The following is a 25,134-nucleotide window of genomic DNA, read 5'->3' on the forward strand; positions in this document are numbered from 1 at the left end:
TCGGCCGGCGCAGCCTCGCGCCGGCGTCCTTCCGGTGTTCAGCCGATCATTTCACGCAAGGCCGCGACGAGCGCGTCGCATTCGGCATCGGTGCCGACCGTGATGCGCAGATGCTGGTCGATGCGCGGCGCGCGGAAATGCCGCACGAAAATCTCCCGATCCTTCAGCGTGGCCGCGAGCGTGCCCGCATCGTGCGCCGGATGGCGCGCGAACACGAAGTTCGCGGCCGACGGCACGACGTCGAAACCGAGCGCCTCGAGCGCGTGTGTGAGCCGCGTCCGGCTGTCGATCACGCGACGGGAGGTCGCGGCGAAATAGTCGGTGTCCTCGTATGCGGCCTGCGCGGCGACCTGCGCGAGCCGGTCGAGCGGATACGAGTTGAAGCTGTCCTTCACGCGGTTCAGCGCATCGATCAGATCGACATGGCCGAACGCGAAGCCGACGCGCATGCCCGCCAGCGAGCGCGCCTTCGACGTCGTGTGCACGACCAGCAGGTTCGGATGGCGATCGATCAGCGTGATCGCCGATTGCGCGCCGAAATCGACATAGGCCTCGTCGATCAGCACGACCGACGACGGGTTCGCCGCCGCGATTCGTTCGATGTCCGCGAGCGGCAGCGCGCGCCCGGTCGGCGCGTTCGGGTTCGGAAACAGCACGCCGCCGGCGTCGTCGAGATAGTCGTCGACGCGGATCGAGAAATCGTCCGCGAGCGGCACGATGGCCGTCTGCACGCCGTACAGCCGCGCGTAGGTCGGGTAGAAGCTGTACGAGATGTCCGGGAAGCGCAGCGGCCGGTCGTGCTTGAGCAGCGCGTGGAACGCGTGCGCGAGCACTTCGTCCGAGCCGTTGCCGACGAAAACCTGTTCGGGCTTGATGCGGTGATGGGCCGCGACCGTCTCGCGCAGCGCACGCGCGAGCGGATCGGGATAGCGGCGCAGCGTGTCGCCGGTGTCGCCGAGTTCGCGGGCGATCGCCGCGACGACGCGCGGCGACGGCGGATAGGGATTCTCGTTGGTGTTCAGCTTGACGGGGTGTGCGAGTGCGGGCTGTTCGCCCGGCACGTAAGGCACGAGTTGCTGAACGACGTCGCTCCAGTAACGGCTCACCGCTTGGCTCCTGACAGGCAAAACAGCCAGAGTACCGCATGTGAGCGCTGCGGTGCGCAATTGCGCCGACGGCGGATGGCCGCGCGGCGCATCCGCCGGGCCGCGCGTGGCTCGGCGCCGGTGCTGCGGGCCGGTCAGTTGCGATGCAGCTGCATCGTCGCGCGGTCGAGCTCGCCCTTGACGATCATCGGCATCACGGCGAGCGCGCGCTCGATCGATGCGTCGATCACGTCCTGCTCCTCGCGTCGCGGCGGCTTCAGCACGAAGTTCGCGACGTCGGGCTTCGCGCCGGCACGTGCGCCTTCCGGGATCAGATCGCGCGGATGGCCGATGCCGATACGCAGCCGCCAGTACTGCTGCGACGACAGGTGCGCGGAGATGTCCTTCAGCCCGTTGTGGCCGCCGCTGCCGCCGCCGAGCTTCAGCTTCACGGTGCCGGGCGGCAGATCGAGCTCGTCGTGCGCGACGAGGATCTGATCGGGCAGGATCTTGAAGAAACTCGCGACCGCGACGACCGACTGGCCGGAACGGTTCATGTAGGTTTGCGGCTCGAGCAGATGCACTTCCTCGCCGTGCAGGCGCGCTTTCGCATAAAAGCCGTGAAAGCGGCGCTCGTCGCGCAGCGTCGTGCCGGCCTCGCGGGCGAGCTGGTCGATCAGCCAGAAGCCGGCGTTGTGGCGCGTCGCGGTGTATTCCGCCCCGGGATTGCCGAGGCCGACGATCAGTTTGATCATGACGTTTCGTAGGCGGCAGCGCCCGCCTGGGCGCAAAAAAGAAAAACCCGCCGGGCGAGCCGCGGCGGGTTGCGTCGACCGTTTCGTGAAACGGATCGAATGGCGCGTGGGCAGCCGTTAGGCAGCCGGCGTTTCGCCTTCTGCTGCGTCCGACACGGCACCAGCCGGGACCGTCGCCGAGGCGACAACCGGGTTTTCCGCGTCGACGTGCGCGACCAGCGCGACGCCGTTCGGCAGTGCGATGTCCTTCGCGTGCAGCGACTGACCTGCTTCGATCTTCGACAGATCGACTTCGAGGAATTCCGGCAGAGCCGACGGCAGGCACTCGACTTCGATTTCCGTCGTGACGTGCGAGACGATTGCGCTCGACAGCTTCACTGCCGGGCTGACTTCGGCGTTCAGGAAGTGGAGCGGCACCTTCGTGTGCAGCTTCTTCTTCGCATCGACGCGCTGGAAGTCAACGTGCAGCACCAGTTGCTTGAACGGGTGGTATTGCACGTCGCGCAGCAGAACCTGTTGCGACTGGCCAGCGATTTCCAGGTCGAGGATCGACGCGTGGAAAGCTTCCTTCTTCAGTGCGTGCCACAGCGCGTTGTGATCCAGTTCGATCTTTTGCGGGGCAGCTTCGCCACCGTAGACGATGCCCGTGGTCTTACCGGCGTTGCGCAGGCGGCGGCTCGCACCCGTACCTTGCTGTTGGCGCTCGAAAGCGACGACTTTCATGTGATTCTCCATTTGCTGCCCGCGACCAGGCAGTAAAACGGGGCCGGCGAAATGGCGGCCCCCGATAAAGCGGACGGGGTTTCGTCTATCCCGTCCGATTGTGCAAAAAGCGAAGCGTCACCGCTTCGCTTTCTGCGCATTCGTTACGTGTCGTTCCGCGATCAGGATTCCGCGAACAGCGACATCACCGAGTCGCCGCGGCGAATCCGCGAGAACGTTTCGGCCAGCAGGCTCGCGCTCGTCAGCGAGCGAATCTTCGAGCAGGCCAGCGATTCTGCCGACAGCGGGATCGTATCGGTGACGACCAGCTCGTCGAGTGCCGATGCGGCGATGCGCTCGGCGGCGCCGCCCGACAGCACCGGGTGCGTCGCATAGGCGAACACCTGCTTCGCGCCGCGATCCTTCAGCACTTGCGCGGCCTTGCAGAGCGTGCCGGCCGTATCGACCATGTCGTCCATGATCACGCAGGTGCGGCCTTCGACTTCACCGATGATGTTCATCACTTCGGCGACGTTCGCCTTCGGACGACGCTTGTCGATGATCGCGAGATCGCAGTTCAGCTGCTTCGCGAGCGCGCGGGCGCGCACCACGCCGCCGACGTCCGGCGACACGACGAGCAGATCCGAGTAGTTCTGCTTGCGCAGATCGCCCAGCAGGATCGGCGTTGCGTAGATATTGTCGACCGGAATGTCGAAGAAGCCCTGAATCTGGTCGGCGTGCAGATCCATCGTGATGATCCGCTCGACGCCGGCGATTTCCAGCATGTTCGCGACGATCTTCGCCGAGATCGCGACGCGCGCGGAACGCGGGCGGCGATCCTGGCGGGCGTAGCCGAAGTAGGGGATGGCAGCGGTGATCCGGCCGGCGGACGCACGCTTGAGCGCGTCGACCATGATCATCAGTTCCATCAGATTGTCGTTGGCCGGCGCGCACGTGGATTGCAGGACGAAGACGTCCTTGCCGCGCACGTTTTCCTGGATCTCGACCTGGATCTCGCCGTCGGAGAACCGGCTGACCATTGCTTTGCCGAGGGGAATACCAAGGATATTGACGACTTCCTGGGCGAGCGCGGGGTTCGCGTTGCCAGTAAAGACCATCAAGCCATCATGGCTGTGGCTGCTCATCGTGCACCTGCTTCAGGCTTAGGCGGGAAATGCGGGAAAATTTTTGGCAGGGGAGGAAGGACTCGAACCCTCGCATGCCGGAATCAAAATCCGGTGCCTTGACCAACTTGGCGACTCCCCTACACTTAACTGATAACTTCGCCGGACTCGTAGGCCATCCGACAAAGCGAAACTTCATGACGCGAAAGCGAAGAGCGGATGCTCGTTCAGGCTCTCGGCAACTGCACCATTCCAACCGGTGGGCAGATTGGCTTTCACCGCTTCTGCCTCGTGCCTGCTTCGAAACACCGCAAACACGCTTGCTCCGGAGCCGGTCATCCTTGAAGGGGTCACATTATACAACCATTTGACCACCTGTGCAACTTCCGCGTACTTACTTGTCACAACTTGCTGCATATCGTTCCGGCCGAAACTGTCTGGCCATCCCGCATCGCTGTTACGCCGTGCAAGAAAGTCAGCAATTGTGACTGGCTTTGTGTCCCTTGTCAACAGCTCGTCTGAAAAAATCTCAGCGGTGGGGACATGAACTCGCGGCGTCACAACCAGGAACCAGCGAGTCGGCAATTGTACCTCAGCTAATTCTTCTCCGATACCCTCTGCGAACGCATTTTTTCCGAAAACGAAGAACGGCACGTCCGCGCCGAGTTTCACCGCGAGCGATTGCAGCTCCGCACGCGAAAGGTTGAGTTGCCACAGACGGTTCAGCGCGAGCAGCGTCGTCGCCGCATCCGAGCTGCCGCCGCCAAGGCCCGCGCCCATCGGCAGGCACTTGTCGATCTCGATGTCGACGCCCGCGACGGTGCCGGTGTGTGCTTTCAGCAGGTTCGCCGCGCGCACGACGAGATCGCTTTCCTCTGGCACGCCCGGCACGTCGGTCGCGCGTGCGACGCGGCCGTCGTCGCGCAGCGTGAAGTGCAGCGTGTCGCCCCAGTTCAGCAGCTGGAACACGCTCTGCAGATCGTGATAGCCATTCGGCCGGCGGCCGGTGATGTGCAGGAACAGGTTGAGTTTCGCGGGCGCAAGGCAGTTGCGCAGCGAGCGGGTCGAATCGGTCATGCGTATGTCGGGGCTAGGTTCACGTGCTCACTGGTCGAGCACGAGCTTGATGTCGAGTGGTGGCGTCGCGCGCACGAGGTTCACGCGTTTGACGCCCGTGGCCGGCGCGTCCGCGTAGGCGAGGTAGTCGATCGTCCAGCCGTCCTGGCGGATCTGCGTGACGCGCGCGGCGTCGGCCGGATCGCGCTGCGTCTGCGCGGGCGTCGTGGGCGCGGGCGTTGGCAGCAGCCAGTAGCGCAGGCCGGCGAGCGGCAACGCGAAGCCGAGCGTGTTCTGCATCAGCTCGCCGACGTCGGTCGCATATTGCGGCTGACGGTTCGGCAGCTCGAGCGACGCGGCCTGCGGCGTCGATTTGACGACGGCGAGCGTCTGGCCGAGCGGGCTGCGCAGTTCCAGCGATACGTCGTCGCCGTGCTCCTGCCAGTCGAAGTTGCCGTACACGTTCTGTTGCCGGCCGAGGCGGTCGTTGTACTGCACCGCGAAGCGGCCGTGATACGCGTGCGTCGCGGCCGTCTGCAGCACGGCGTCCGACGGCGCGTTCGCCGCCGGCGGCGTGCTCGCGCAGCCGGCGAGCGCGAGCGCCGCGCCGGCCGCAGCCAGCGCGCGCTGCGCGCGGAAAGACGGGAAAAGCATCGGGAACATCCGCATCAAAGGCCGTTGACCTGCAGGCGCTTCAGCGTCTGCACGAGCGTCTCGTTGTCGGGCTCGAGCTGCTGCGCGGCACGCCACGCGTTGCGTGCGTCTTCCTGCGCGCCGCTCTTCCACAGCACTTCGCCCAAGTGCGCGCCGATCTCGGCGTTCGGCTGCAGCTCGTACGCGCGCCGCAGCACCTTGGTCGCGCCGGCCGTGTCGCCCATCCGGTACTTCACCCAGCCGAGGCTGTCCATGATGTACGCATCGTTCGGCGCGAGCGACAGCGCCTTGTCGATCAGCTTGTTCGCCTCGGGCAGCCGCTGGTTGCGATCGGCCAGCGAATAGCCGAGCGCGTTGTATGCCTGCGGATTGTCGGGCTGCGTGCGGATCAGCTCGCGCAGCTGCTTTTCCATCGTCGCGTAGTGGCCGGTCTTTTCGGCCGCCATCGCGTAGTCGTAGCGCAGGTCGGGATCGTCCGGGAAGTCCTGGACCGCCTGGCCGAGCCGTGCCTCGGCTTCCGTGTAGCGCTTCGCGGTGAACAGGATCGACGCGTCGGTGCGCGCGACCACGGCCGCATCGCGCGGATCGCTGATCGGCAGATCGTCGAGCACCTTGCGCGCCTCGTCGGTCTTGCCCTGTTTCTGCAGCAGCTGGGCGCGCGTGATCTGCGCGGGCAGGTAGTGCTGGCTCGTCTGGTCGACCTTGTCGAGCCACTGCGACGCCTGCGCGTCGTTGCCTTGCTCGATCGCGATCTGCGCAAGGTAGATGTAGCCCTGGCCGACGTCGAGGTTCGGCTGCTTCGTGCCGAGCTGCACGTACTGTTTCAGGTACGCGCTCGCATCGTCGAGCTTCTTCTGCTGGATCTTGATCAGCGCGAGCGCCATCAGCGGCGTCGGATCCTTCGAATCGAGCTTGCGCATCGACTCGAACTGCTTTTGCGCGTCGTCGAGGCGATCGTCGGCGAGATACAGCTGCGACAGCGCGAGCCGCGCATCGCGCGACTTCGGATTCTGCTGAACGTATTTCTCGAACGAAGCGATGCCGGCCGCGCGCTCCGCGGGCCCCATCTGCGACAGCATCAGCGCGGCCGGCAGGTAGTCGGGGCGGATCTGCAGCGCCTGCTTCAGCGATTGCGCGGCGCCTTCCTTGTCGTCGACCGCGAGCTGCTGCCGCGCGATCGCGAGCTGCGCCTCCGGCCGGTTCATGTCGTTCTTCAGCATGTCCTTCAGCACCGCGAGGCCGCCGACGCGGTCGGCGCCGCGCACCAGCAGCGCCTGCAGCGCGAGGATCGCCTGACCGCGCGTCTCGCCGGTCGCGCGCGCCAGCTCGCGGGCGAGCATCGGCTGCGCGTCGGCGGGCTTGCCGGCGAGCACCAGCAGCGCCGCGTCGACTTGCGACGCGCGATTCGAATCCGGCGCGTACTGGAGCCACAGATTGGCCGCCGACAGCGCGTCGGCCGGGCTTTGCGCACCCAGCGCGATCTCGGTCGCACGCTGCGCCATGCGCGGATCGCGCGTGTCGCGGGCGAGCGCGAGGTAGGTCTGGTAGGCCGGCGCCGGCTGGTTGCGCTGGAGCGCGACCTCGGCGGCCAGCACCTGGTAGACGATCTGGCTCGTCAGCGGAACGGCCGGGAGATTCTTCTTCTCGTCCGGCATCACGTGCTCGAACGCGCCCTGCGACTGCGCGTCGTCCGATGCCGGAGCCTGCGCGTGAGCCGGGAGGGCGGTGAGGGTCCATGCGGCGAACAGCGCGGCGCCGAGCGCACGGCGGACCGGGAAGGCGCGCGCGCCGCGCGCGGCGGCGGGGCGCTTCAGAAGCAGCTTCGAGGGCAGGGTCATGGAAATCCGTTCGATGTTTCAACCGATTGTAACGCGCTCGCTACAATACACGCACGATCGTGAATCCCGTCTCAGACCCGCAAAACATGCCAGAGTTGCCAGAAGTCGAAGTCACGCGCCGGGGCATCGCGCCCTTTGTCGCGGGCCGCCGCGTCGAGCGTGTCGACGTCCGCACCGCGATGCTGCGTTGGCCGGTGCCGGCGGACCTCGCCGAGCAATTGCGCGCGCGCGAGGTGCTCGCCGTCGAGCGTCGCGGCAAGTATCTGCTGTTCGAAGTCGACGCCGGCTGGTTCATCGTCCATCTCGGGATGACCGGCACGCTGCGCGTGCTGCCGGTGGCCGGCGTGCCGGTCGCGGCCAAACACGACCACATCGACTGGATCTTCGACGAATTCGTGCTGCGCTTTCGCGATCCGCGCCGCTTCGGCGCCGTGCTGTGGCACCCGCGCGAAGCCGGCGACGTGCATGCGCATCCGCTGCTCGCGAGCCTCGGCGTCGAGCCGTTCTCGCCCGCCTTCACCGGCGCGCTGCTGCATGCGCGCACGCGCGGGCGCACGGTGTCGGTCAAGCAGGCGCTGCTCGCGGGCGACATGGTCGTCGGCGTGGGCAACATCTATGCGTCGGAGAGCCTGTTTCGCGCCGGCATCCGGCCGACGACCGCGGCCGGCAAGGTGTCGCTGCCGCGCTATGAGCGGCTCGCCGACGCGGTGCGCGCGACGCTCGCCGACGCGATCGAACGCGGCGGCAGCACGCTGCGCGATTTCGTCGGCAGCAACGGCGAAAGCGGCTATTTCCAGCTCGACTGCTTCGCGTACGACCGCGCCGGGCTGCCTTGCCGCGTATGCGGCACGCCGATCCGCCAGATCGTGCAGGGGCAGCGCTCGACCTATTTCTGTCCGACCTGCCAGCGTTGAGCTGCGCGTCGTAACCTCTTTCCGAAACTTCGAACACTTGAAGCCGCCCCGCATCGCTCCCGCTCCGTTCCCCGTCACGCCGCTGCACCGCACCTTCGCCACGCGCCTCGTCGCCTGGCAGCGCGTGCACGGCCGCCATGACCTGCCGTGGCAGAACACCCGCGATCCGTACCGGATCTGGCTGTCGGAAATCATGCTGCAACAGACGCAGGTGTCGACGGTCGTTCCGTATTACACGCGCTTTCTCGAGCGCTTTCCCGACGTCGCCGCGCTCGCGGCCGCGCCGTCCGACGACGTGATGGCGCTGTGGGCCGGCCTCGGCTACTACTCGCGCGCGCGCAATCTGCATCGCTGCGCGCAGGTCGTCGTCGCCGAGCACGGCGGCGTATTCCCGTCGACGCCGGACGGGCTTGCCGAGCTGCCGGGCATCGGCCGCTCGACGGCCGCCGCGATCGCGTCGTTCGCGTACGGCGCGCGCGCGACGATCCTCGACGGCAACGTGAAGCGCGTGCTCGCGCGGGTGTTCGGCGTCGAAGGCTTTCCGGGCGACAAGCGCGTCGAGAACGACATGTGGGCGCTCGCCGAATCGTTGCTGCCGGATGCCGCGAATGCGGCCGATGTGAGCGCGTACACGCAAGGGCTGATGGATCTCGGCGCGACGCTGTGCGTGCGCGGCAAGCCGGATTGCGCGCGCTGTCCGTTCGCGGGCGACTGCGTCGCGCAGTCGACGGGGCGCCAGCGCGAACTTCCGGCAGCCCGGCCGAAGAAGGCGGTGCCGACGCGCAAGACCTGGATGCTGGTGCTGCGCGACGGCGATGCGGTGCTGCTCGAGCGGCGTCCGCCGGCCGGCATCTGGGGCGGGCTGTGGTGCCTGCCGCAGGCCGACGGCGATGCGGCGCTCGCGGCGCTGGCGCAGGGCTTCGGCGGCGGCGGCCCGGTGCCGCTCGCGCCGTTCACGCACACCTTCACGCATTTCCGGCTGGAGATCGAACCGCGCCTGAGCGACATGACGCACGGCGGTCAGGCGCAAGCGGCGGCGCTCGATGCCGACACCGCGTGGGTGTCGCTCGCCGGCCTCGATGCGTACGGCGTGCCGGCGCCGGTGCGCAAGCTGCTCGATGCGTTGAGCGGGCCGCTGTTGTGACGAAACGGTGACGAGGCGGCGCGTGCGTTCAGTACGCCGCGACGCCGCTCCGCGCGCTCGCGCCGCGGCTTCGATCCGCCACGTGAAGCCGATAGAAAACCGACGCGCGTCCTGCGCTCAAAGCCATCCGTGCCGATCGAGCACGTGATGCACGGCGTCGATCCGGGCGCCGACGTCCGGAAACTCCATCAATTTCTGCCGCGCGCGCAGGTCGAGCGGCAGCAGCTCGGCGAGACGGTTGGACACCCAGCTCGGGTCGTCGAGGCGGAACGGCTCGCAAAACGGCAGCTTGTTGTCGGGCTCGGACTTCTTCAGCGCGTCGATGATCCGTTCGAGCACCTCCGCGCACGAGCCGAACTGCGCGAGCGCCTGTTCGCCTTCGAGCGGGATGTCGTCGGGGAGCGCCTGCGCGATGCCGACCAGCAGCCCGTTGCCTTCGACGCGATACGACAGCAGCTCGAAGCGCTGCGTGCCGATCGCCTGCATGTAGAGCATGCCGAACTCGCCGGTGTCGCATTCGGTGATGCGCGCCATGCAGCCGATGGTCTCGGGCACCGACACGGCGCCGTCCTGCGCCACTTCGGGGCCGCTCTTGAGCAGGCACACGCCGAACGGCGCGTCGTCGCGCAGGCACGCGCGGCACATGTCCAGATAGCGCGCCTCGAACACCTTCAGCGGCAGCCAGCCGCCGGGGAACAGCACCGTGTGCAGCGGAAACAGCGGCAGGTCGATCAGGGTCGTCGATAAGGTGGACATGGCGCGCTGGCGAGAGAGGCGGTGTCGCTAAGGTCGGTGGACGTCGGCGACGAGCCGCGACGACGCGTCGACATCCACCGGCGCGTCACGATGCCGCACGATCACGTTCGCATCGTGCGCGAGGCGCGCGGCGAGCGTTTCCGCGATGAACACCGAGCGATGCTGGCCGCCGGTACAGCCGATGGCGACGGTCAGATAGCTGCGGTTGTCCTCGCGAAAGTGCGGCAACCATTTCATCAGGAACGCATGGATGTCGTCGATCATCTGATGGACGATCGGCAGTGCGTCGAGAAACGCGATGACCGGCTGGTCGAGCCCGGTGAGCGGGCGCAGCTCGTGGTCGTAGTACGGATTCGGCAGCGCGCGCACGTCGAACATCAGGTCGGCGTCGAGCGGCACGCCGCGCTTGAAGCCGAACGATTCGAACATCACCATCAGGTCGTTGTTCTTCTGCTCGATGAAGCGCTTGACCCAGGTGCGCAGCACGTTCGCGCGCAGCGTGCTGGTGTCGATCTGGTGGCCGAATTCGGCGAGCGGCGCGACCAGCTCGCGCTCGCGCTCGATCGCTTCCTCGAGCGACGACAGCAGCCCGACGTTCGCGTCGTGCGACGGCGAGCCGGACAGCGGATGGCGCCGGCGCGTTTCGGAAAAGCGCTGGATCAACGACTGCGTGCTCGCGTTGAGGAACAGCACGCGCACGTCGTGCTCGAGCGACAGCGCGCGGATCAGGCCGGGCATTTCGTCGAGCGACGCGCTCGAACGCGCATCGATCGCGACCGCGAGCCGGTGCTGGCCATCCTCGGCGAGGTAGCGGGCGAGTTCGGGCAGCACGTGCGGCGGCAGGTTGTCGACGCAGTAGTAGCCTGCGTCCTCCAGCGCGTTCAGCGCGACGGACTTGCCTGAGCCGGAGATGCCGGTGATGAGGACGATGCGCATGGGAAGCAGAGAATCCTGACGTTTCATCATAGCACCGGCTCGACGCGTCGGCGCTGCGTGGCCGGCGCGCGAACGCTATACCAGCTTGCCGGGGAACTGACTGTCGGGATCCTGCATCGCGAGCCGTTGCCGATCCATGAAATCGCGCAACGTGTCGATGCCGCGCAGCTGCAGGATCGTGTTGCGCACGGCCGCCTCGACGAGCACCGCGAGGTTGCGGCCGGCCGCCACCTGGATCGTGACCTTGCTGATCGGCAGGCCGAGCACGTCGACCGTCTGGCTTTCGAGCGGCAAGCGCTGGAATTCGCCGTCCGGCCGGCGCACCAGCTGGACGATCAGCTTCAGCTTCATTTTCCGGCGCACGGCGGTTTCGCCGAAGATCGTCTTGATGTCGAGCAGCCCGAGGCCGCGCACTTCGAGCAGGTTCTGCAGCAGCGGCGGGCAGCGGCCTTCGACGAAATCGGGACCGAGGCGGACGAAATCGACGGCGTCGTCGGCCACCAGGCCGTGACCGCGGCTGATCAGCTCGAGGCCGAGCTCGCTCTTGCCGAGCCCCGAATCGCCGGTGAGCAGCACGCCCATCCCGAGGATGTCGAGGAACACGCCATGCAGCGTCGCGCGCGGCGCGAGGATGCGCGACATGTAGAGCCGCAGGCTGTCGATGACCGCGGCCGCGGACATCGGCGTCGTGAACAGCGGCGTGGACGAGCGCGTGCAGCGCAGCACCAACTCGGGCGGGGCGGCCGCGCCGCCGGCCACCACCAGGAACGGCGGCTCGAGCGCGATCAGCTCGGCCATGTGGCGCGAACGGTCTTCGTCGGTCTGCCGCTGGTAGTAGTCGATTTCGGCTTCGCCGAGCACCTGGATCCGGTTCGGGTGGATCAGGTTCAAGTGGCCGACGAGGTCGGCGCTCGACGTCGCGTTGCCGACCGTGTCGGCCGAGAAACCGCGCTCCCAGCCTTCATGCCCCGTCAGCCAACTGAGCTTCAGCGTGGCCGCGTTGTCGTCGAAGATGCTCTGGGCGTTGATGCTGGACGTATCCATGACTCTCGTCACTCCAATGAGCCGGTGCATGCGCACGGCGACGGGCGTCGCCATGCCGGACCGGCGCCGGGCGGCCCTGGACGGCGGCGCGTGCCGCCGGGTTCTGGGGAATGTTCCGCCCGGATCAACTCAAGGTTGCCACTGAGTGAGCAGGCGATGCAACTCGGCGATATCCGTTTCGTTGTGCAGACGCTCGCGCGCGTCTCGATCGGACAGCAGCTGCGCGATCTCCGACAGGATCTCGAGGTGCTGCTGCGTGGCTTGCTCGGGCACGAGCAGGAAAATCAGGAGCCCGACGGGCTGGCCGTCGGGTGCTTCGAACGGGATCGCCTCGGCGAGCCGGACGAAGGCGGCGAGCGGATGCTTGAGACCCTTGATGCGCCCGTGTGGAATCGCGACGCCTTCGCCGAGCCCGGTCGAGCCGAGGCGCTCGCGCGCGAACAGGTTGTCCGTGACGGTGCTGCGGGCGATGCCGTTCTGATTCTCGAAGATCAGCCCCGCTTGCTCGAAGACGCGTTTCTTGCTGGTGACGGAGAGGTCGATGACGACGTTCTCAATGGGCAGGATTTTGGCTAGGCGATTCATGTTGGCAGGCGAGTGGGCGGCCTGGGGTCTCCTTGCTGCGGCAGACTGATTTTCCATGTTCGGCGATATCAAGGCGTTCGGCTTCGGCAGCCTGCAACGCAGCTACCGCGCGCCACGCCCCCCGGCGATAACCGGCACATTATAGAGCACAGCCGCGTGCATGGCGCAGCATGGACGGACCGGTCGCACCACGGCCCCGAGGGCACAAAAAAAGCCCGGCGAACCGGGCGATGTGCGTGTTGCGGTAAAGGTTATTGCGGCGGCAGTTCGATCTGGTCGACCGACGGCTGGAGCTTGATCGGGTCGTGCGCATGGGTCTGCAGACGCTCCATGTGCTTGACGACCTGGCGATCCAGCTTGTCGATCAGCAGATCGATCGCTGCGTACAGGTTGCCGTTCGCGCTTTCGACGAAGATGTCCTTGCCCTTCAGGTGCAGGTTGATTTCCGCGCGCTGCTGCTTGTCCTTTTCCTTGTGGTTGTCGACCGAGAGGATCACAGTGCCATCGATGACCTGATCGCTATGGCGTAGCACCCGGTCCAGCTTGGTGATCACGTATTCGCGAATTGCAGGCGTGACTTCGAGATGATGTCCACTGATCTTCAGGTTCATAGTGCTTCTCCAAGCGAGTGACCACCCGGCCGCATCGAGGCGGCGCTCCGGTCGACTTGCCCTGCCGCACATGGCGGCGTAATCGCGGACAGGTCGCCCGGCCTGTTCCCCGTATGCGCGGTGGCCGGAACACGCCTGCCGCCGGGCAGGCAGCAGGCTTAAAGAGATTTGCGCAGATTCACTGCCGGGATCCTGAGGGCTTCGCGATACTTCGCGACCGTGCGGCGCGCGACCACGAATCCCTGTTCTGCCAGCAGCTCGGCAATGCGGCTGTCCGAAAGTGGCGACTTTGGGTCTTCAGCTCCTATCAGTTGCTTGATCAGGGCTCGGATGGCGGTCGACGATGCGGCGCCTCCGGTGTCGGTCGAAACGTGCGATCCGAAGAAGTACTTGAACTCCAGCGTCCCGAACGGGGTCAGCATGTACTTACCGGTTGTCACACGGCTGACAGTCGACTCGTGTAGGCCCAGCGTATCAGCTATTTCCCGCAAAACCAAGGGGCGCATGGCAATTTCGCCGTGCGCAAAGAAGTTCTTCTGACGTTCGACAATAGCCTGCGCGACACGCAGGATCGTGTCGAATCGCTGCTGGATATTCTTGATCAGCCAGCGTGCTTCCTGCAGCTGTTGCTTCAACGATCCGGTCGACGGATCGCCGCGGCTGTTGCGCAGAATGTTCGCGTACAGGTTGTTGATCCGCAGGCGCGGCATCACCTCCGGATTGAGCTCCGCGAGCCAGCCCTGGCCGGCCTTCTTCACGATGATGTCGGGCACCACGTAGTCGGCCTCGGCCTTGCCGTAGGCCGCGCCCGGGAACGGCTCCAGCGAGCGGATCAGCGCGTGCGCGTCGCGCAGCGCGTCGTCGCTCGCCTTCAGTTGCTTGCGCAGCCGCGTGAAGTCGCGCGCGGCGAGCAGCTCGAGATGCTGCGAGACGATTTCCAGCGCGAGCGTGCGGGTCGGGGACGGATCGAGCCGCAGCAGTTGCAGCTTCAGGCATTCGGACGCCGAGCGCGCGCCGACGCCGGCCGGATCGAAGCTGTGCAGCAGCGCGAGCGCCGCGTTCAGCTCGTCGCCGTCGACTTCCAGTTCGGGCGGCAGGTCGGCCAGCACTTCGTCGAGCGACGCGGTCAGATAGCCGTCGTCGTCGAGCGATTCGATCAGGAACATCACGAGCGCGCGATCGCGCGGGCTGGCCTGCGTGACGCGCAGCTGCGCGGACAGATGCTCGCGCAGCGACGTGGCGGCTTCCTGGACCTGCAGCGGCGGGAGATCGTCGTCGTCCGACGCGCCGCTCGAGCGGCCGAATTCGTCGAGATTCCATTGCGGGCCGTCGCTCGCGTCGCCCGAGCCATAGCCGTCGTATTCGTCGGTGGCGGCCGGCTCGTCGCGTTCGGCGCGCTCGCTCGACTGGCCGCTGCCGTTCATGCTGCCGGACTCGCCGTTCGGGGCGGGCGGCGTCTGCGCGATCAGCGATCCGTCGGCTGCGACGCGCAGCGGGCTCGCGATCCATTCGTCGTCGCTTTCCAGCAGCGGATTCTGCGCGACGGCCATCGCGACTTCCTGCTGCAGCTCGAGCGTCGACAGCTGCAAAAGCCGAATCGACTGCTGCAGCTGCGGCGTCAACGCAAGGTGTTGCGACAGGCGGAGTTGGAGGCTGGCTTTCATGGCGAGGAGGGAGTCATACCGGCAGTTTGCCACGACCCAGCCGCGTTGAGCCATCCGCGATTACGCGCGGCGCGGCGTCAGGCCGCGGCAGGGCCGCTGAGCGGGCACGCGGGCGCGGCCCCGCGCGGCGTCGCCGGGCGGGGGCGGCCAGCCATGGGGAAGTTACATCCGGAAGTGTTCGCCGAGGTAGACGCGGCGCACGCTCTCGTTCTCGATGATTTCGCTCGGCGCGCCGGCGGCGAGCACCGAACCGTCGCTGATGATGTAGGCGTGATCGCAGATGCCGAGCGTTTCACGCACGTTGTGATCGGTGATCAACACGCCGATGTTGCGTTGCTTCAGGAACTTGACGATCTTCTGGATCTCGAGCACCGCGATCGGGTCGACGCCCGCGAACGGTTCGTCGAGCAGGATGAAGTTCGGGTTGGTCGCGAGCGCGCGTGCGATCTCCACGCGACGGCGTTCGCCGCCCGACAGCGACAGCGCGGGATTGTCGCGCAGGTGGCCAATCTGCAGCTCGTCGAGCAGCGCCTCCGTGCGCGCCGCGATGGCGTCCTTCGACAGGCGCTTGCCGTCTTCGCCGTGCTGCAGCTCGAGCACCGCGCGGATGTTTTCCTCGACGGTCAGCTTGCGGAACACCGACGCTTCCTGCGGCAGATACGACAGGCCGAGCGACGCGCGCTTGTGGATCGGCAGCAGGCTGATCGAACTGCCGTTCAGCGAGATTTCGCCCGCATCGAGCGGCACGAGGCCGACGATCATGTAGAACGACGTCGTCTTGCCCGCGCCGTTCGGGCCGAGCAGGCCGACCACCTCGCCGCTCTTCACGTCGAGCGACACGTCCTTGACGACGGTGCGCGAGCCGTAGCGCTTCTTCAGGTTGCGCACCACGAGCGAACTCGTGGTGCCGGCCGGCTGGCGATTCGGAAGCGCGTTCATTGGGCGGGCGCTCCCTGGATCGTGGTCGACGGCGACAGCTTCGCCGGCGCGCCGTTCAGGGGACCGGGGCCGCCGTTCTTCGGCGACAGCATCGCGCGCACGCGGCCGTTCGGGTTGCCCGGCGCGGCGACGTCCTTGCCGCCCTTCGCGGTGTAGAAGTCGCGCTGGCCGTCGTACGTGATCACGCTGCCGTGCACGGTGTCCGCGATCGTCGACGTGCCCTGCAGGCGGCGCACGGTGGCGGCCGTCGTCAGCGTGGTCAGGTCCTGCTTGCCGTCGTAGTCGATGCGCTCGGCGTCGCCGTCGATGTATTCGTCGAGGCCTTCGCGCTTCTGGCGGAACGTCGCGTGCTTCTTGCCGCTGCCGAACGACGTCGCGTACTGGTAGCCTTCCGGGTCCTGCCGCACTTCGACGCGGTCGCCGGTGATCTTGATCGTGCCCTTCGTGATCACGACGTTGCCGGTCGCGACGGTCACCTGCTTCAGGTCGTCATAGGTCAGGTTGTCGGCCTCGACGTTGATCGGCTTGTTCTGGTCGGCCTTCTCGGCATGGGCGAGCGGCGCCAGCCCGACGAGCGGGAGCGCCACGAGCGTCGCGACGAGCGCGGCGCGGACGGCGCGCGCAGCGCCGCCGGAATTCTGTCGAGGGAACGGTTCGTTCATGCAGTCACGTGAGGGATGCGTCACCTGGGTTGACCTTTCGAGCCGCCGGACGTGTCCGTGGCGGCGATCGTGCCGCGCACGTTGCCGTAAAGCTCGATGACCCGGGTGACGTTGTTGTACTTCATGCCGTCGGTCGCGTTGACGAGCGACAGGCCGCGCTGAAGTTTAACCGGCTTTTCGGTCTGGATCACATCGTCGTTGACCAAGATCCGGAAATGCTGCGAATCGGCCTGCATCTGCGGATCGCCGCCGCCGGCCACGCGCAGGATGCGCGCGTCGTCGTACAAGTCGACGATCGACACGTCGCCGTTGACCGTGCCGCGCTTCGCGGTGGTCGTGACGACCGGCTTGCCGGGCTGGAACGCGCGCATCGCCGGATCGGTCAGGTCGCTGTCGTCGGTGTCTTCGTAGTGGACCAGCTTCGCGGCCGTCAGCCGGTACTGGGTCGTGCCGGTCTGGTCGAGCTCGGTGACCGAGAAGTTGTCGGCGAAATAGTCGGGCGTATGGCGCTTCGGTTGCGCGGCGCCTTCGCCGGGCGGCGGCAGCGTCGCCTGCAGCAGCCACCACGTGATGCCCGCGAGCGCGGCCACCGCGACGAGCGGCAGCAGCTGGGTCCAGCGAAATTGCGGATTCATCGGTCAGACTCCGCACGCGGCGGCGAGCAGCGCATCGTAGCGGCGCTGCGCGCGCAGGATCGCGTCGCACACTTCGCGCACCGCGCCGTGACCGCCGCGGGCCTCGGCCACCCAGTGTGCGCGCGCGATCACCTCGGGGTGCGCATTGGCCGGCGCGGTCGCGAAGCCGCAGCGCAGCATCACGGGCAGGTCGGGCCAGTCGTCGCCCATGTAGCCGCATGCGTCGGCGCCGATGCCGAGCGAGCCGGCCAGATCGGCGAACACGGCGAGCTTGTCCTCGACGCCCTGGAACAGGTGCGCGATCTTCATTTCCTTCGCGCGCGCCGCGACGATCTCCGAACGGCGTCCGGTGATGATCGCGGTCGCGATGCCGGCTTCGCCGAGCAGCTTCACGCCATGGCCGTCGAGCGAATTGAACGACTTCATCGCGTCGCCGGCCGCGGTAAACAGCAGGCCGCCGTCGGTCAGTACGCCGTCGACGTCGAAAATCATCAGCTTCACGCGGCTCGCGCGTTCGGCCGCAGTCAGCGCTGCGCTCATCAGATCACCTTCTTCGAAAACAGGTCGTGCATGTTCAGCGCGCCGATCAGCATGCCGTTTGCATCGACCACCAGCATCTGGTTGATCCGGTGGCGCTCCATCAGTTCCACGGCTTCGACCGCGAGCTGGTCCGGGCCGATCGTGCGCGGCGCGCGCGTCATCACGTCGACGATCGGCAGCGTGCGGAAGTCGCCGTCGCGCGCGAGCACGCGGCGCAGGTCGCCGTCGGTGAAGATGCCGGCGACGCGGCCGTCGGGATCGACCACGGCCGTCATGCCGAGGCGCTTTTCGGTGATCTGGAACAGCGCGTCCGACAGCGTCGCGTCGAGCCCGACGCGCGGCACGTCGGCGCCGCTGCGCATCACGTCGCGTACGTGCGTGAGCAGACGGCGGCCGAGCGCGCCGCCCGGATGCGAGCGCGCGAAGTCCTCGGAGCCGAAGCCGCGCGCATCGAGCACCGCGACGGCGAGCGCGTCGCCGAGCGCGAGCGCGGCCGTCGTGCTCGCGGTGGGCGCGAGGTTCAGCGGGCAGGCTTCCTTCGACACGGCGGCGTTCAGGTGCACGTCGGCGAGCTTGCCGAGGCTCGATTCGGCGCGGCCCGTGATCGCGATCAGCTTCGCGCCGATCCGCTTGACGAGCGGCAGGATCGCCACGAGCTCTTCCGATTCGCCGGAATACGAAATGCCGATGAAGACGTCGTCGGCGGTCACCATCCCGAGGTCGCCATGGCTCGCTTCCGCCGGGTGGACGAAGAATGCAGGCGTACCGGTGCTGGCCAGCGTGGCCGCGATCTTGCGGGCGATATGCCCTGATTTGCCGATGCCGGAGACCACCACGCGCCCGCGGCAGCCGAGCAGCAGTGCCACGGCCTGGACGAAGTCGCCGTCGAGCTGGTCGCGCAGCGCGCGCACGGCGTCCGCCTCGATGTCGAGCACGTCGCGGGCGAGCGCGAGCGCCCGATCATCATTGATTTTCGCTATCATGCGCGGAGTATAGCAAAGGCGTTTGTTCGCCGCGCCGCGCCTTCGGACTTGTCCGATGCCGCTTGCCTACCGCCACCACCCGCGCCCGCATTGCCGTGGCCCCGACGAACGAGGACGCTTCGCCTGTGATTTCCCCGCTCGAAATGACGCTGCTGCTGCTGCTGGCTTCGGTGGTCGGCGTCGTCGTATTTCGCTCGCTGAACCTGCCGCCGATGCTCGGCTATCTGACCGTCGGCATTCTGGTCGGCCCGCACGCGTTCGGCGTCGCCGCGGACCTCGAGCGCGCCGAGCATCTTGCCGAATTCGGCGTCGTGTTCCTGATGTTTTCGATCGGCCTCGAGTTCTCGCTCGCGAAGCTACGGGCGATGCAGCGGCTCGTGTTCGGGCTCGGGCTGCTGCAGGTGGTCGCGACGCTCGTGCTGGCGGTCGTGCTCGGCGCGCTGTTCGAGCGCTGGGTGCACATCGCGTGGCAGGGCAGCGTCGCGCTCGGCGGCGCGCTCGCGATGTCGTCGACGGCGATCGTCTCGAAGATGCTCGCCGAGCGGCTCGAGATCGAGACCGCGCACGGGCGCAACATCTTCGGCGTGCTGCTGTTCCAGGATCTCGCGGTGGTGCCGCTGCTGATCGTCATCGCGGCGTTCGGCGCCGAGTCGTCGAAGGATCTCGCGATCACGCTTGGCTTCGCGGCGGTCAAGATCGTGATCGCGCTCGCCCTGCTGCTGATCGTCGGGCAGCGCTTCATGACGCGCTGGCTGAACGTCGTCGCGCGGCGCCGCTCGCAGGAGCTGTTCGTGCTGAACCTGCTGCTCGTCACGCTGGGCGCCGCGTTCATCACCGACCGCTTCGGTCTGTCGCTCGCGCTCGGCGCGTTCATCGCCGGGATGCTGATCGCCGAGACGCCGTTCCGTCATCAGGTGGAAGAGGACATCAAGCCGTTTCGCGACGTGCTGCTCGGGCTGTTCTTCGTGACGACCGGGATGCTGCTCGATCCGCGCGTGATCTGGGAGCATCCGTTGCTCGTGCTCGGCTTCTTCATCGGGCAGATCCTGTTCAAGGCGACGACGATCGCGGGGCTCGCGCGGCTGTTCGGCGCGACGCCGGGCGTCGCGATGCGCACCGGCATCGGCCTCGCGCAGGCCGGCGAGTTCGGCTTCGTGCTGCTGAACCTGATCCTCGACCGGCACCTGGTCGATGCGACGCTGCTGCAGGCGATCCTCGCGTCGATGCTGCTGTCGATGCTCGCCGCGCCGTTCCTGATCCAGAACGCCGACCGGATCGTGATGCGGCTGTCGTCGACCGAATGGATGCAGCAGTCGCTGCAGATGACGCGGATCGCGACGCAAAGCCTCAAGCAGCGCGGCCACGTGATCATCTGCGGCTACGGCCGCGCGGGGCAGAACCTCGCGCGCATGCTCGAGCAGGAAGGCATTCCGTACGTCGCGCTCGACCTCGATCCCGATCGCGTGAGCGCCGCGGCGACGGCCGGCGAATCGGTCGTGTTCGGCGACGCGGCGCGCCGCGAGTCGCTGCTCGCGGCCGGCATCCATCGCGCGGCGGCCGTCGCGATCACGTATGCGAACACGCCGTCGGCGCTGCGCGTGCTGCACCACGTGCACGAGCTGGCGCCGACGCTGCCGGCGATCGTGCGCACCGTCGACGACGCCGATCTCGAGAAGCTGCTCGCGGCCGGCGCGACCGAGGTGATTCCGGAGATCGTCGAGGGCAGCCTGATGCTCGCGTCGCACACGCTGGTGCTGGTGGGCGTGCCGATGCGCAAGGTCGTGCGGCGCGTCGAGGAGATGCGCGACGAGCGCTACAGCCTGCTGCGCGGCTATTTCCACGGCGCGGACGATGCCGACGACGACGATCACGAGCAGGTGCGGCTACAATCGGTGCCGGTCGACGCGCGCGCCGACGCGGTCGGGCGCTCGCTGGAGGAGCTCGGGCTGTACGTGCTCGGGATCGAAGTCACGGCGATTCGCCGGCACGGCATTCGCGGCGTCGAGCCCGATCCGCAGACCAAGCTGCGCGCGAGCGACATCGTCGTGCTGCGCGGGCTGCCCGAGGCGCTCGCGATCGCCGAGGAGCGGCTGTCGCGGCTGCGGCGCGAGCCGCCGGCCGCGGTAGCCTGAAGCCTCGAAGCCTCGAAGGGCGACCCAACAACCTGACCCGCATTAATTCGAAACGGTGCGCGATCGTCGCGCACCGTTTTTTTCGGAGAGTTTCATGCCGCATTCGTCGTCGGGCGCGCCGCTCGATCCGGTCGCCTTCATCCACAGCCAGATCCGCACGGTGCCCGACTGGCCGCAGCCGGGCGTGATGTTCCGCGACATCACGACGCTGCTGCAGAGCCCGAAGGCGCTGCGCATCCTCGTCGACCTGTTCGTCGAGCGCTATGTCGATGCGAAGCTCGACTACGTCGCGGGCCTCGACGCGCGCGGCTTCATCATCGCGCCGATCGTCGCTTATGAGCTGAGCGTCGGCTTCGTGCCGATCCGCAAGGTCGGCAAGCTGCCGTACAAGACGTGCTCGGAATCTTACGACCTCGAATACGGCAGCGCGACGGTCGAGATCCACGAGGACGCGTGCCGCCCCGGCGACCGCGTGATCATCATGGACGACCTGATCGCGACCGGCGGCACGATGATGGCGGGACGCAACCTGCTGCAGCGGCTCGGCGCGGTCGTCGTCGAAGGCGCGGCGATCATCGACCTGCCGGACCTCGGCGGCTCGACGCTGCTTCGCAACGCAGGGCTGCCGATCTACACCGTCACCGAATTCGCCGGCCACTGAACCATCGAGCGCCGGCTCACGCCGCGAGGTCACGATGCCCAACTTCATGCTGTTTCTCGCCACGTCGATCGCGATCACCTTCGCGCCCGGCCCCGACAACCTGCAGGTGCTCGCGCGCGGCATCTCGCAGGGCCGCGCGGCCGGCTTCGTCGCCGCGCTCGGCTTCACGGCCGGGATCCTGTTCCATACGACGCTCGCGGCGCTCGGCGTCGCGGCCGTGCTGCGCTCGTCGCCGGTCGCGTTCCAGATCCTGAAGCTCGCGGGCGCCGCGTATCTCGTGTGGATCGGCATCAAGGCGCTGCGCAGCCAGGGGCTCGCGAACGCGCATGCGCGCCCGCCGCAGCCGCTCGGCGCGATCTTCCGGCAGAGCGTGATCGGCAACCTGATGAACCCGAAAGTCACGCTGTTCTTCGTCGTGTTCCTGCCGCAGTTCGTCGATCCGCACGGCGCGCAGCCGGTGACGCTGCAGATGTTCGAGCTCGGCGCGCTGTTCATGCTGCAGACGGCCGCGATCTTCTCGCTGTTCGGCGTCGGCGCGGGCGCGATCGGCGCCTGGCTGAAGCGCCGCCCGAAGGCCGGCGTGTGGCTCGACCGGATCGCCGGCGCGACCTTCATCGCGATCGGCATCCGCGTGGCGCTGAAGGACTGACGCCGATGACGTTCCCCTGCATTGCGGCCGCGCGCCGCTTCGATCCGGCCGCGCACCTGCGCTTCGAGATCGCCGGCCGTCAGGTCGGCTGGGTGCGGCGCGCAGACGTCGCGAAGCTGGCCCGCTGGCCCGACGTGTTCGAGCTGAGCGACGCGCGCGTCGTGCTGTCGGCGCGCTACGACACGGTCGACGCACGCAGCATGGCGCTCGCGAGCGCGATCGGCGCACTGGCCGCGGAAGGCGCGATCCCCGGCTGGCGCGACGAGATCTATGCGATCCGCAACCGCTTCGACGATCCGCCGCTCGCCTATATCGAGCGCGCCGCCGCGCGCTTCTTCGGCACGCAGACTTATGCGGTGCACCTGAACGGCATCGTAGAATATGCGGCCGCGCCGGGCGCGCCGGCCGTGCCGCAGATGTGGCTCGGCCGCCGCAGCGCCACCAAGGCCACCGACCCGGGCATGCTCGACAACGTCGTCGCGGGCGGCATCGGCTGGGGGCTGGGCGTGCGCGAGACGCTCGCGAAAGAGTGCTGGGAAGAGGCCGGCATGCCGGCCGAACTGGCGGCGCGCGCGGTCGCGGGCCGTGCGGTGCAGGTGTTGTGCTCGCTGCCCGAAGGCACGCAATCCGAACTGATCTTCGTGTACGACCTGCCGCTGCCGCGCGACTTCGCGCCGCACAACCAGGACGGCGAGGTGGCCGAGCATCTGCTGGCCGGCGTTCCGGAAGTGCTCGGCTGGCTGCGCGAAGGCCGCGCGACGATGGATGCGAGCCTCGCGATGCTCGACACGCTGCTGCGCCACCGCTGGCTGGCAGCGGCCGACGCCGACGGCATGGATGCGCTGTTCGCGCCGCCCGCCTGAGCCTCAGCCGCGTGACCCGCGCGATGCCGTGGCGGGCGCGGCCGGCGTCGCAGCCGAACCCACGGCCCAATTGACGAATACCGAAACGAAGGGAGTAGCGGTCATGTCGACCGATCACAGCTTTATCTTGAAACTGTCGTGCCCCGACCGGCACGGCATCGTCCACGCGGTCTCGGGCTTCCTGTTCGAGCGCAGCAACAACATCCTCGATTCCGCGCAGTTCGGCGACAGCCGCAGCGGCGAGTTCTTCATGCGCGTGCACTTCGAGCAGGATGCCGACGGCGTGGATGCCACGGCCGCGCTCGACACGCTGCGCCGCGAATTCGCGCCGCTCGCCGAGCAGTTCGAGATGCGCTGGGAGCTGCACGACGCGGCGGTGAAGCCGCGCGTCGTGATCATGGTGTCGAAGATCGGCCATTGCCTGAACGATCTGCTGTTCCGCTATCGCACCGGCCAGCTGCCGATCGAGATTCCGGCGATCGTGTCGAACCACAAGGAGTTCTACCAGCTCGCCGCCAGCTACAACATCCCGTTCCATCACTTTCCGCTCGTCGGCGGATCGTCGGACGCGGCGAAGGCCGCGCAGGAAGCCCGCGTGCTGGAGGTGATCGACGAGCACCGCGCCGATCTCGTCGTGCTCGCGCGCTACATGCAGATCCTGTCGCCGAACATGTGCGAGCAGCTCGCCGGCCGCGCGATCAACATCCATCATTCGTTCCTGCCGAGCTTCAAGGGCGCCAAGCCGTATTACCAGGCGTTCGACCGCGGCGTGAAGCTGATCGGCGCGACCGCACACTACGTGACGACCGACCTCGACGAAGGCCCGATCATCGAGCAGGAAGTCGAGCGCGTCGACCACAGCATGACGCCCGACCAGCTGACTGCGATCGGCCGCGACGTCGAGTGCGTGACGCTCGCGCGCGCGGTGAAGTGGCACGTCGAGCACCGGATCGTGCTGAACGGGACCAAGACCGTCGTGTTCCGCTGAGCGGCGCATCGCGCCGGCCGCTTGCCGGCCCGCCAGCAAAAACGCCGCGCTCGTAATCGAGCGCGGCGTTTTTTTCGTAGGCCGGGTGACGGCGCGCGGGGTCAGATCAGCCGCAGCATGTACAGCTCGCGCTTCACGTATGCGTAGAAGATCGGCGCGGCGATCACGCCCGGCAGCCCGAACGCGGCTTCCATGATCAGCATCGCGAGCAGCAGCTCCCATGCACGCGATTCGATCTGGCCGCCGATGATCTTCGCGTTCAGGAAGTATTCGAGCTTGTGGATCACGATCAGGAACGCGAGCGACGCGATCGCGGTGCCCATGCTCACCGACAGCGACACGGCGACGATCAGCGTGTTCGAGACGAGGTTGCCGATCACCGGCAGCAGCCCGACGATGAACGTGACGAGCACGAGCGTCTTCGACAGCGGCAGCCGCTGCTGGAAGATCGGCAGCGCGACGAGCAGGTAGACGCCGGTGAACGCCGCGTTGATCGCCGAGATCTTGATCTGCGCGAACACGATCCGGCGGAACGATTCGGCGAAGCGCGACACGCGCGTGACGAGCGCCGTCGACAGCGGCCGGCGCACCTTGCCGTGCTCGACGCCGATCGCGATCATCGCGCCGATGACCATCCCGAACAGCACGTGGCCGAAGCCGCGCGCGACGCTCTTGCCGCCTTGCTGGAGCTGGTCCATGTGCGAGTGCATCAGCAGCGCGGCCTTCGCCTTCATCTGCTCGACGTCGACCGGCAGCAGGTTGGCGATCCACGCCGGCGTGCGCGCGCGCGTCTGCTCGACGATCTGCATCAGCTGGCCGAGCAGGCTCTGCAGGTTCGGCACCGTGTGCTCGAAGTGCTGGATGATGCCGATCGTCAGGCCGGTGAGGCCGCCGACGATCGCGATCGACAGCAGCACGACGGCCACCCAGCGCGCGCGCATGCTGGTCGTATGCCGTTCGATCGCAGGCGCGATCGTGTGGATCAGCTGGTAGACCAGCAGGCCGGCCAGCAGCCCGCCGAGCAGCTTCAGCTCGATCACGGCCACCATCGCGACCAGCGCGAACAGGTAGCTGCCGATCTCGATCGCCGACAGCTTCGGCAGGCTGAAGTCGCTCGTCAGCCGCACGCTGCGCAGGTGCGGCTCGCGGTTCTGCGCGTCGCGCGACTCTTGTTGCTTCTCCATCATGGATTCCTGTCGTTCGTGTGGCGTGCC

The 25,134-nt window shown here is 67.3% G+C and carries 26 protein-coding genes and 1 tRNA gene; 7 read left to right on the forward strand and 20 right to left on the reverse strand.

The genetic code is table 11. The annotated features are described in order from the left end of the window. Positions 1-38: 38 nt before the first annotated feature. The 8 genes from hisC to C3Y15_RS07255 form a co-directional block, all read right to left on the reverse strand. Positions 39-1,106: a histidinol-phosphate transaminase gene (hisC, locus tag C3Y15_RS07220; RefSeq protein ID WP_069246330.1), complete on the reverse strand. Its 1,068-nt coding sequence runs from the start codon at positions 1,104-1,106 to the stop codon at positions 39-41. A 134-nt stretch (positions 1,107-1,240) separates the two neighbouring features. Then, a complete protein-coding gene (gene pth, locus C3Y15_RS07225) occupies positions 1,241-1,840 on the reverse strand; it encodes an aminoacyl-tRNA hydrolase (RefSeq protein WP_045578768.1) in 600 nt (199 codons plus the stop codon). A gap of 117 nt (positions 1,841-1,957) precedes the next feature. Continuing rightward, positions 1,958-2,563: a 50S ribosomal protein L25/general stress protein Ctc gene (locus tag C3Y15_RS07230; RefSeq protein ID WP_011886067.1), complete on the reverse strand. Its 606-nt coding sequence runs from the start codon at positions 2,561-2,563 to the stop codon at positions 1,958-1,960. A 161-nt stretch (positions 2,564-2,724) separates the two neighbouring features. After that, positions 2,725-3,687: a ribose-phosphate pyrophosphokinase gene (locus C3Y15_RS07235; protein WP_011886066.1), complete on the reverse strand. Its 963-nt coding sequence runs from the start codon at positions 3,685-3,687 to the stop codon at positions 2,725-2,727. A 44-nt stretch (positions 3,688-3,731) separates the two neighbouring features. Further along, positions 3,732-3,808 (reverse strand) — tRNA-Gln (locus C3Y15_RS07240). A gap of 53 nt (positions 3,809-3,861) precedes the next feature. Continuing rightward, positions 3,862-4,743 carry a 4-(cytidine 5'-diphospho)-2-C-methyl-D-erythritol kinase gene (gene ispE, locus C3Y15_RS07245; protein WP_059475371.1) on the reverse strand — a complete coding sequence of 294 codons (882 nt, stop codon included), beginning with the start codon at positions 4,741-4,743 and terminating at the stop codon, positions 3,862-3,864. A 27-nt stretch (positions 4,744-4,770) separates the two neighbouring features. Continuing rightward, the gene (lolB, locus tag C3Y15_RS07250; protein WP_011886064.1) at positions 4,771-5,391 is read right to left on the reverse strand and encodes a lipoprotein insertase outer membrane protein LolB; all 621 of its coding nucleotides are present in this window, start codon (positions 5,389-5,391) and stop codon (positions 4,771-4,773) included. Continuing rightward, positions 5,391-7,214, reverse strand: coding sequence for a tetratricopeptide repeat protein (locus C3Y15_RS07255; protein WP_011886063.1), 1,824 nt, complete (start codon positions 7,212-7,214; stop codon positions 5,391-5,393). Before C3Y15_RS07255 ends, lolB begins: the two co-directional genes overlap by 1 nt. Positions 7,215-7,300: 86 nt before the next feature. Here C3Y15_RS07255 and mutM point away from each other — a divergent pair, with 86 nt between their 5' ends. Beyond that, the gene (mutM, locus tag C3Y15_RS07260) at positions 7,301-8,128 is read left to right on the forward strand and encodes a bifunctional DNA-formamidopyrimidine glycosylase/DNA-(apurinic or apyrimidinic site) lyase (protein WP_011886062.1); all 828 of its coding nucleotides are present in this window, start codon (positions 7,301-7,303) and stop codon (positions 8,126-8,128) included. A 37-nt stretch (positions 8,129-8,165) separates the two neighbouring features. Continuing rightward, positions 8,166-9,272, forward strand: a complete 1,107-nt coding sequence (gene mutY, locus C3Y15_RS07265) for an A/G-specific adenine glycosylase (RefSeq protein WP_069246329.1) — start codon at positions 8,166-8,168, stop codon at positions 9,270-9,272. 117 nt (positions 9,273-9,389) lie between these two features. Here the strand turns inward: mutY and C3Y15_RS07270 are convergent, their stop codons facing one another. The 11 genes from C3Y15_RS07270 to kdsD all read right to left on the reverse strand — a co-directional run bounded on the left by C3Y15_RS07270 (position 9,390) and on the right by kdsD (position 18,627). Then, positions 9,390-10,028 carry an LON peptidase substrate-binding domain-containing protein gene (locus tag C3Y15_RS07270; RefSeq protein WP_011886060.1) on the reverse strand — a complete coding sequence of 213 codons (639 nt, stop codon included), beginning with the start codon at positions 10,026-10,028 and terminating at the stop codon, positions 9,390-9,392. A 27-nt stretch (positions 10,029-10,055) separates the two neighbouring features. Then, positions 10,056-10,964, reverse strand: coding sequence for an RNase adapter RapZ (gene rapZ, locus C3Y15_RS07275; protein WP_034192566.1), 909 nt, complete (start codon positions 10,962-10,964; stop codon positions 10,056-10,058). Between the two features lie 75 nt (positions 10,965-11,039). Beyond that, positions 11,040-12,008, reverse strand: a complete 969-nt coding sequence (gene hprK, locus C3Y15_RS07280; RefSeq protein WP_006483133.1) for an HPr(Ser) kinase/phosphatase — start codon at positions 12,006-12,008, stop codon at positions 11,040-11,042. 129 nt (positions 12,009-12,137) lie between these two features. Next, complete coding sequence (locus tag C3Y15_RS07285) at positions 12,138-12,650, reverse strand: PTS sugar transporter subunit IIA (protein WP_011886058.1); 513 nt, start codon at positions 12,648-12,650, stop codon at positions 12,138-12,140. Positions 12,651-12,844: 194 nt separating this feature from the next. Further along, positions 12,845-13,204: a ribosome-associated translation inhibitor RaiA gene (raiA, locus tag C3Y15_RS07290; protein WP_011886057.1), complete on the reverse strand. Its 360-nt coding sequence runs from the start codon at positions 13,202-13,204 to the stop codon at positions 12,845-12,847. A gap of 158 nt (positions 13,205-13,362) precedes the next feature. Continuing rightward, positions 13,363-14,868, reverse strand: a complete 1,506-nt coding sequence (locus tag C3Y15_RS07295) for an RNA polymerase factor sigma-54 (protein ID WP_041493891.1) — start codon at positions 14,866-14,868, stop codon at positions 13,363-13,365. Positions 14,869-15,030: 162 nt separating this feature from the next. After that, positions 15,031-15,807, reverse strand: coding sequence for an LPS export ABC transporter ATP-binding protein (gene lptB / locus C3Y15_RS07300; protein WP_011886055.1), 777 nt, complete (start codon positions 15,805-15,807; stop codon positions 15,031-15,033). Continuing rightward, a complete protein-coding gene (gene lptA / locus C3Y15_RS07305) occupies positions 15,804-16,469 on the reverse strand; it encodes a lipopolysaccharide transport periplasmic protein LptA (protein WP_011886054.1) in 666 nt (221 codons plus the stop codon). Before lptA ends, lptB begins: the two co-directional genes overlap by 4 nt. A 20-nt stretch (positions 16,470-16,489) precedes the next feature. Then, the gene (gene lptC, locus C3Y15_RS07310; protein ID WP_011886053.1) at positions 16,490-17,104 is read right to left on the reverse strand and encodes an LPS export ABC transporter periplasmic protein LptC; all 615 of its coding nucleotides are present in this window, start codon (positions 17,102-17,104) and stop codon (positions 16,490-16,492) included. Positions 17,105-17,107: 3 nt separating this feature from the next. Next, positions 17,108-17,644 carry an HAD family hydrolase gene (locus C3Y15_RS07315; protein ID WP_011886052.1) on the reverse strand — a complete coding sequence of 179 codons (537 nt, stop codon included), beginning with the start codon at positions 17,642-17,644 and terminating at the stop codon, positions 17,108-17,110. Beyond that, a complete protein-coding gene (gene kdsD, locus C3Y15_RS07320; protein ID WP_014723665.1) occupies positions 17,644-18,627 on the reverse strand; it encodes an arabinose 5-phosphate isomerase KdsD in 984 nt (327 codons plus the stop codon). The genes C3Y15_RS07315 and kdsD overlap by 1 nt, the downstream gene beginning before the upstream one ends. Before the next feature lie 125 nt (positions 18,628-18,752). Here kdsD and C3Y15_RS07325 point away from each other — a divergent pair, with 125 nt between their 5' ends. From C3Y15_RS07325 to purU, 5 genes are all read left to right on the forward strand, one after another. Then, entirely contained in the window at positions 18,753-20,759 is a 2,007-nt protein-coding gene (locus C3Y15_RS07325) for a monovalent cation:proton antiporter family protein (RefSeq protein ID WP_045578773.1), read from the forward strand. Between the two features lie 94 nt (positions 20,760-20,853). Beyond that, on the forward strand, positions 20,854-21,420 hold the full coding sequence (locus C3Y15_RS07330; protein WP_011886049.1) for an adenine phosphoribosyltransferase: 567 nt from the start codon (positions 20,854-20,856) through the stop codon (positions 21,418-21,420). Between the two features lie 34 nt (positions 21,421-21,454). Continuing rightward, positions 21,455-22,069, forward strand: coding sequence for a LysE family translocator (locus C3Y15_RS07335; RefSeq protein ID WP_011886048.1), 615 nt, complete (start codon positions 21,455-21,457; stop codon positions 22,067-22,069). A 5-nt stretch (positions 22,070-22,074) separates the two neighbouring features. Next, positions 22,075-22,932 (forward strand): DUF4743 domain-containing protein, encoded by an 858-nt coding sequence (locus tag C3Y15_RS07340; RefSeq protein WP_011886047.1) that lies wholly within the window; start codon positions 22,075-22,077, stop codon positions 22,930-22,932. A 103-nt stretch (positions 22,933-23,035) separates the two neighbouring features. Further along, positions 23,036-23,920, forward strand: coding sequence for a formyltetrahydrofolate deformylase (gene purU / locus C3Y15_RS07345; protein ID WP_011886046.1), 885 nt, complete (start codon positions 23,036-23,038; stop codon positions 23,918-23,920). A 101-nt stretch (positions 23,921-24,021) separates the two neighbouring features. Here the strand turns inward: purU and C3Y15_RS07350 are convergent, their stop codons facing one another. Further along, complete coding sequence (locus tag C3Y15_RS07350) at positions 24,022-25,104, reverse strand: AI-2E family transporter (RefSeq protein WP_069246328.1); 1,083 nt, start codon at positions 25,102-25,104, stop codon at positions 24,022-24,024. Positions 25,105-25,134: the final 30 nt, after the last annotated feature.

Origin of the sequence: Burkholderia sp. B10, assembly GCF_004368385.1 — a bacterium.
Classification (GTDB): Bacteria; Pseudomonadota; Gammaproteobacteria; order Burkholderiales; family Burkholderiaceae; genus Burkholderia; species Burkholderia vietnamiensis.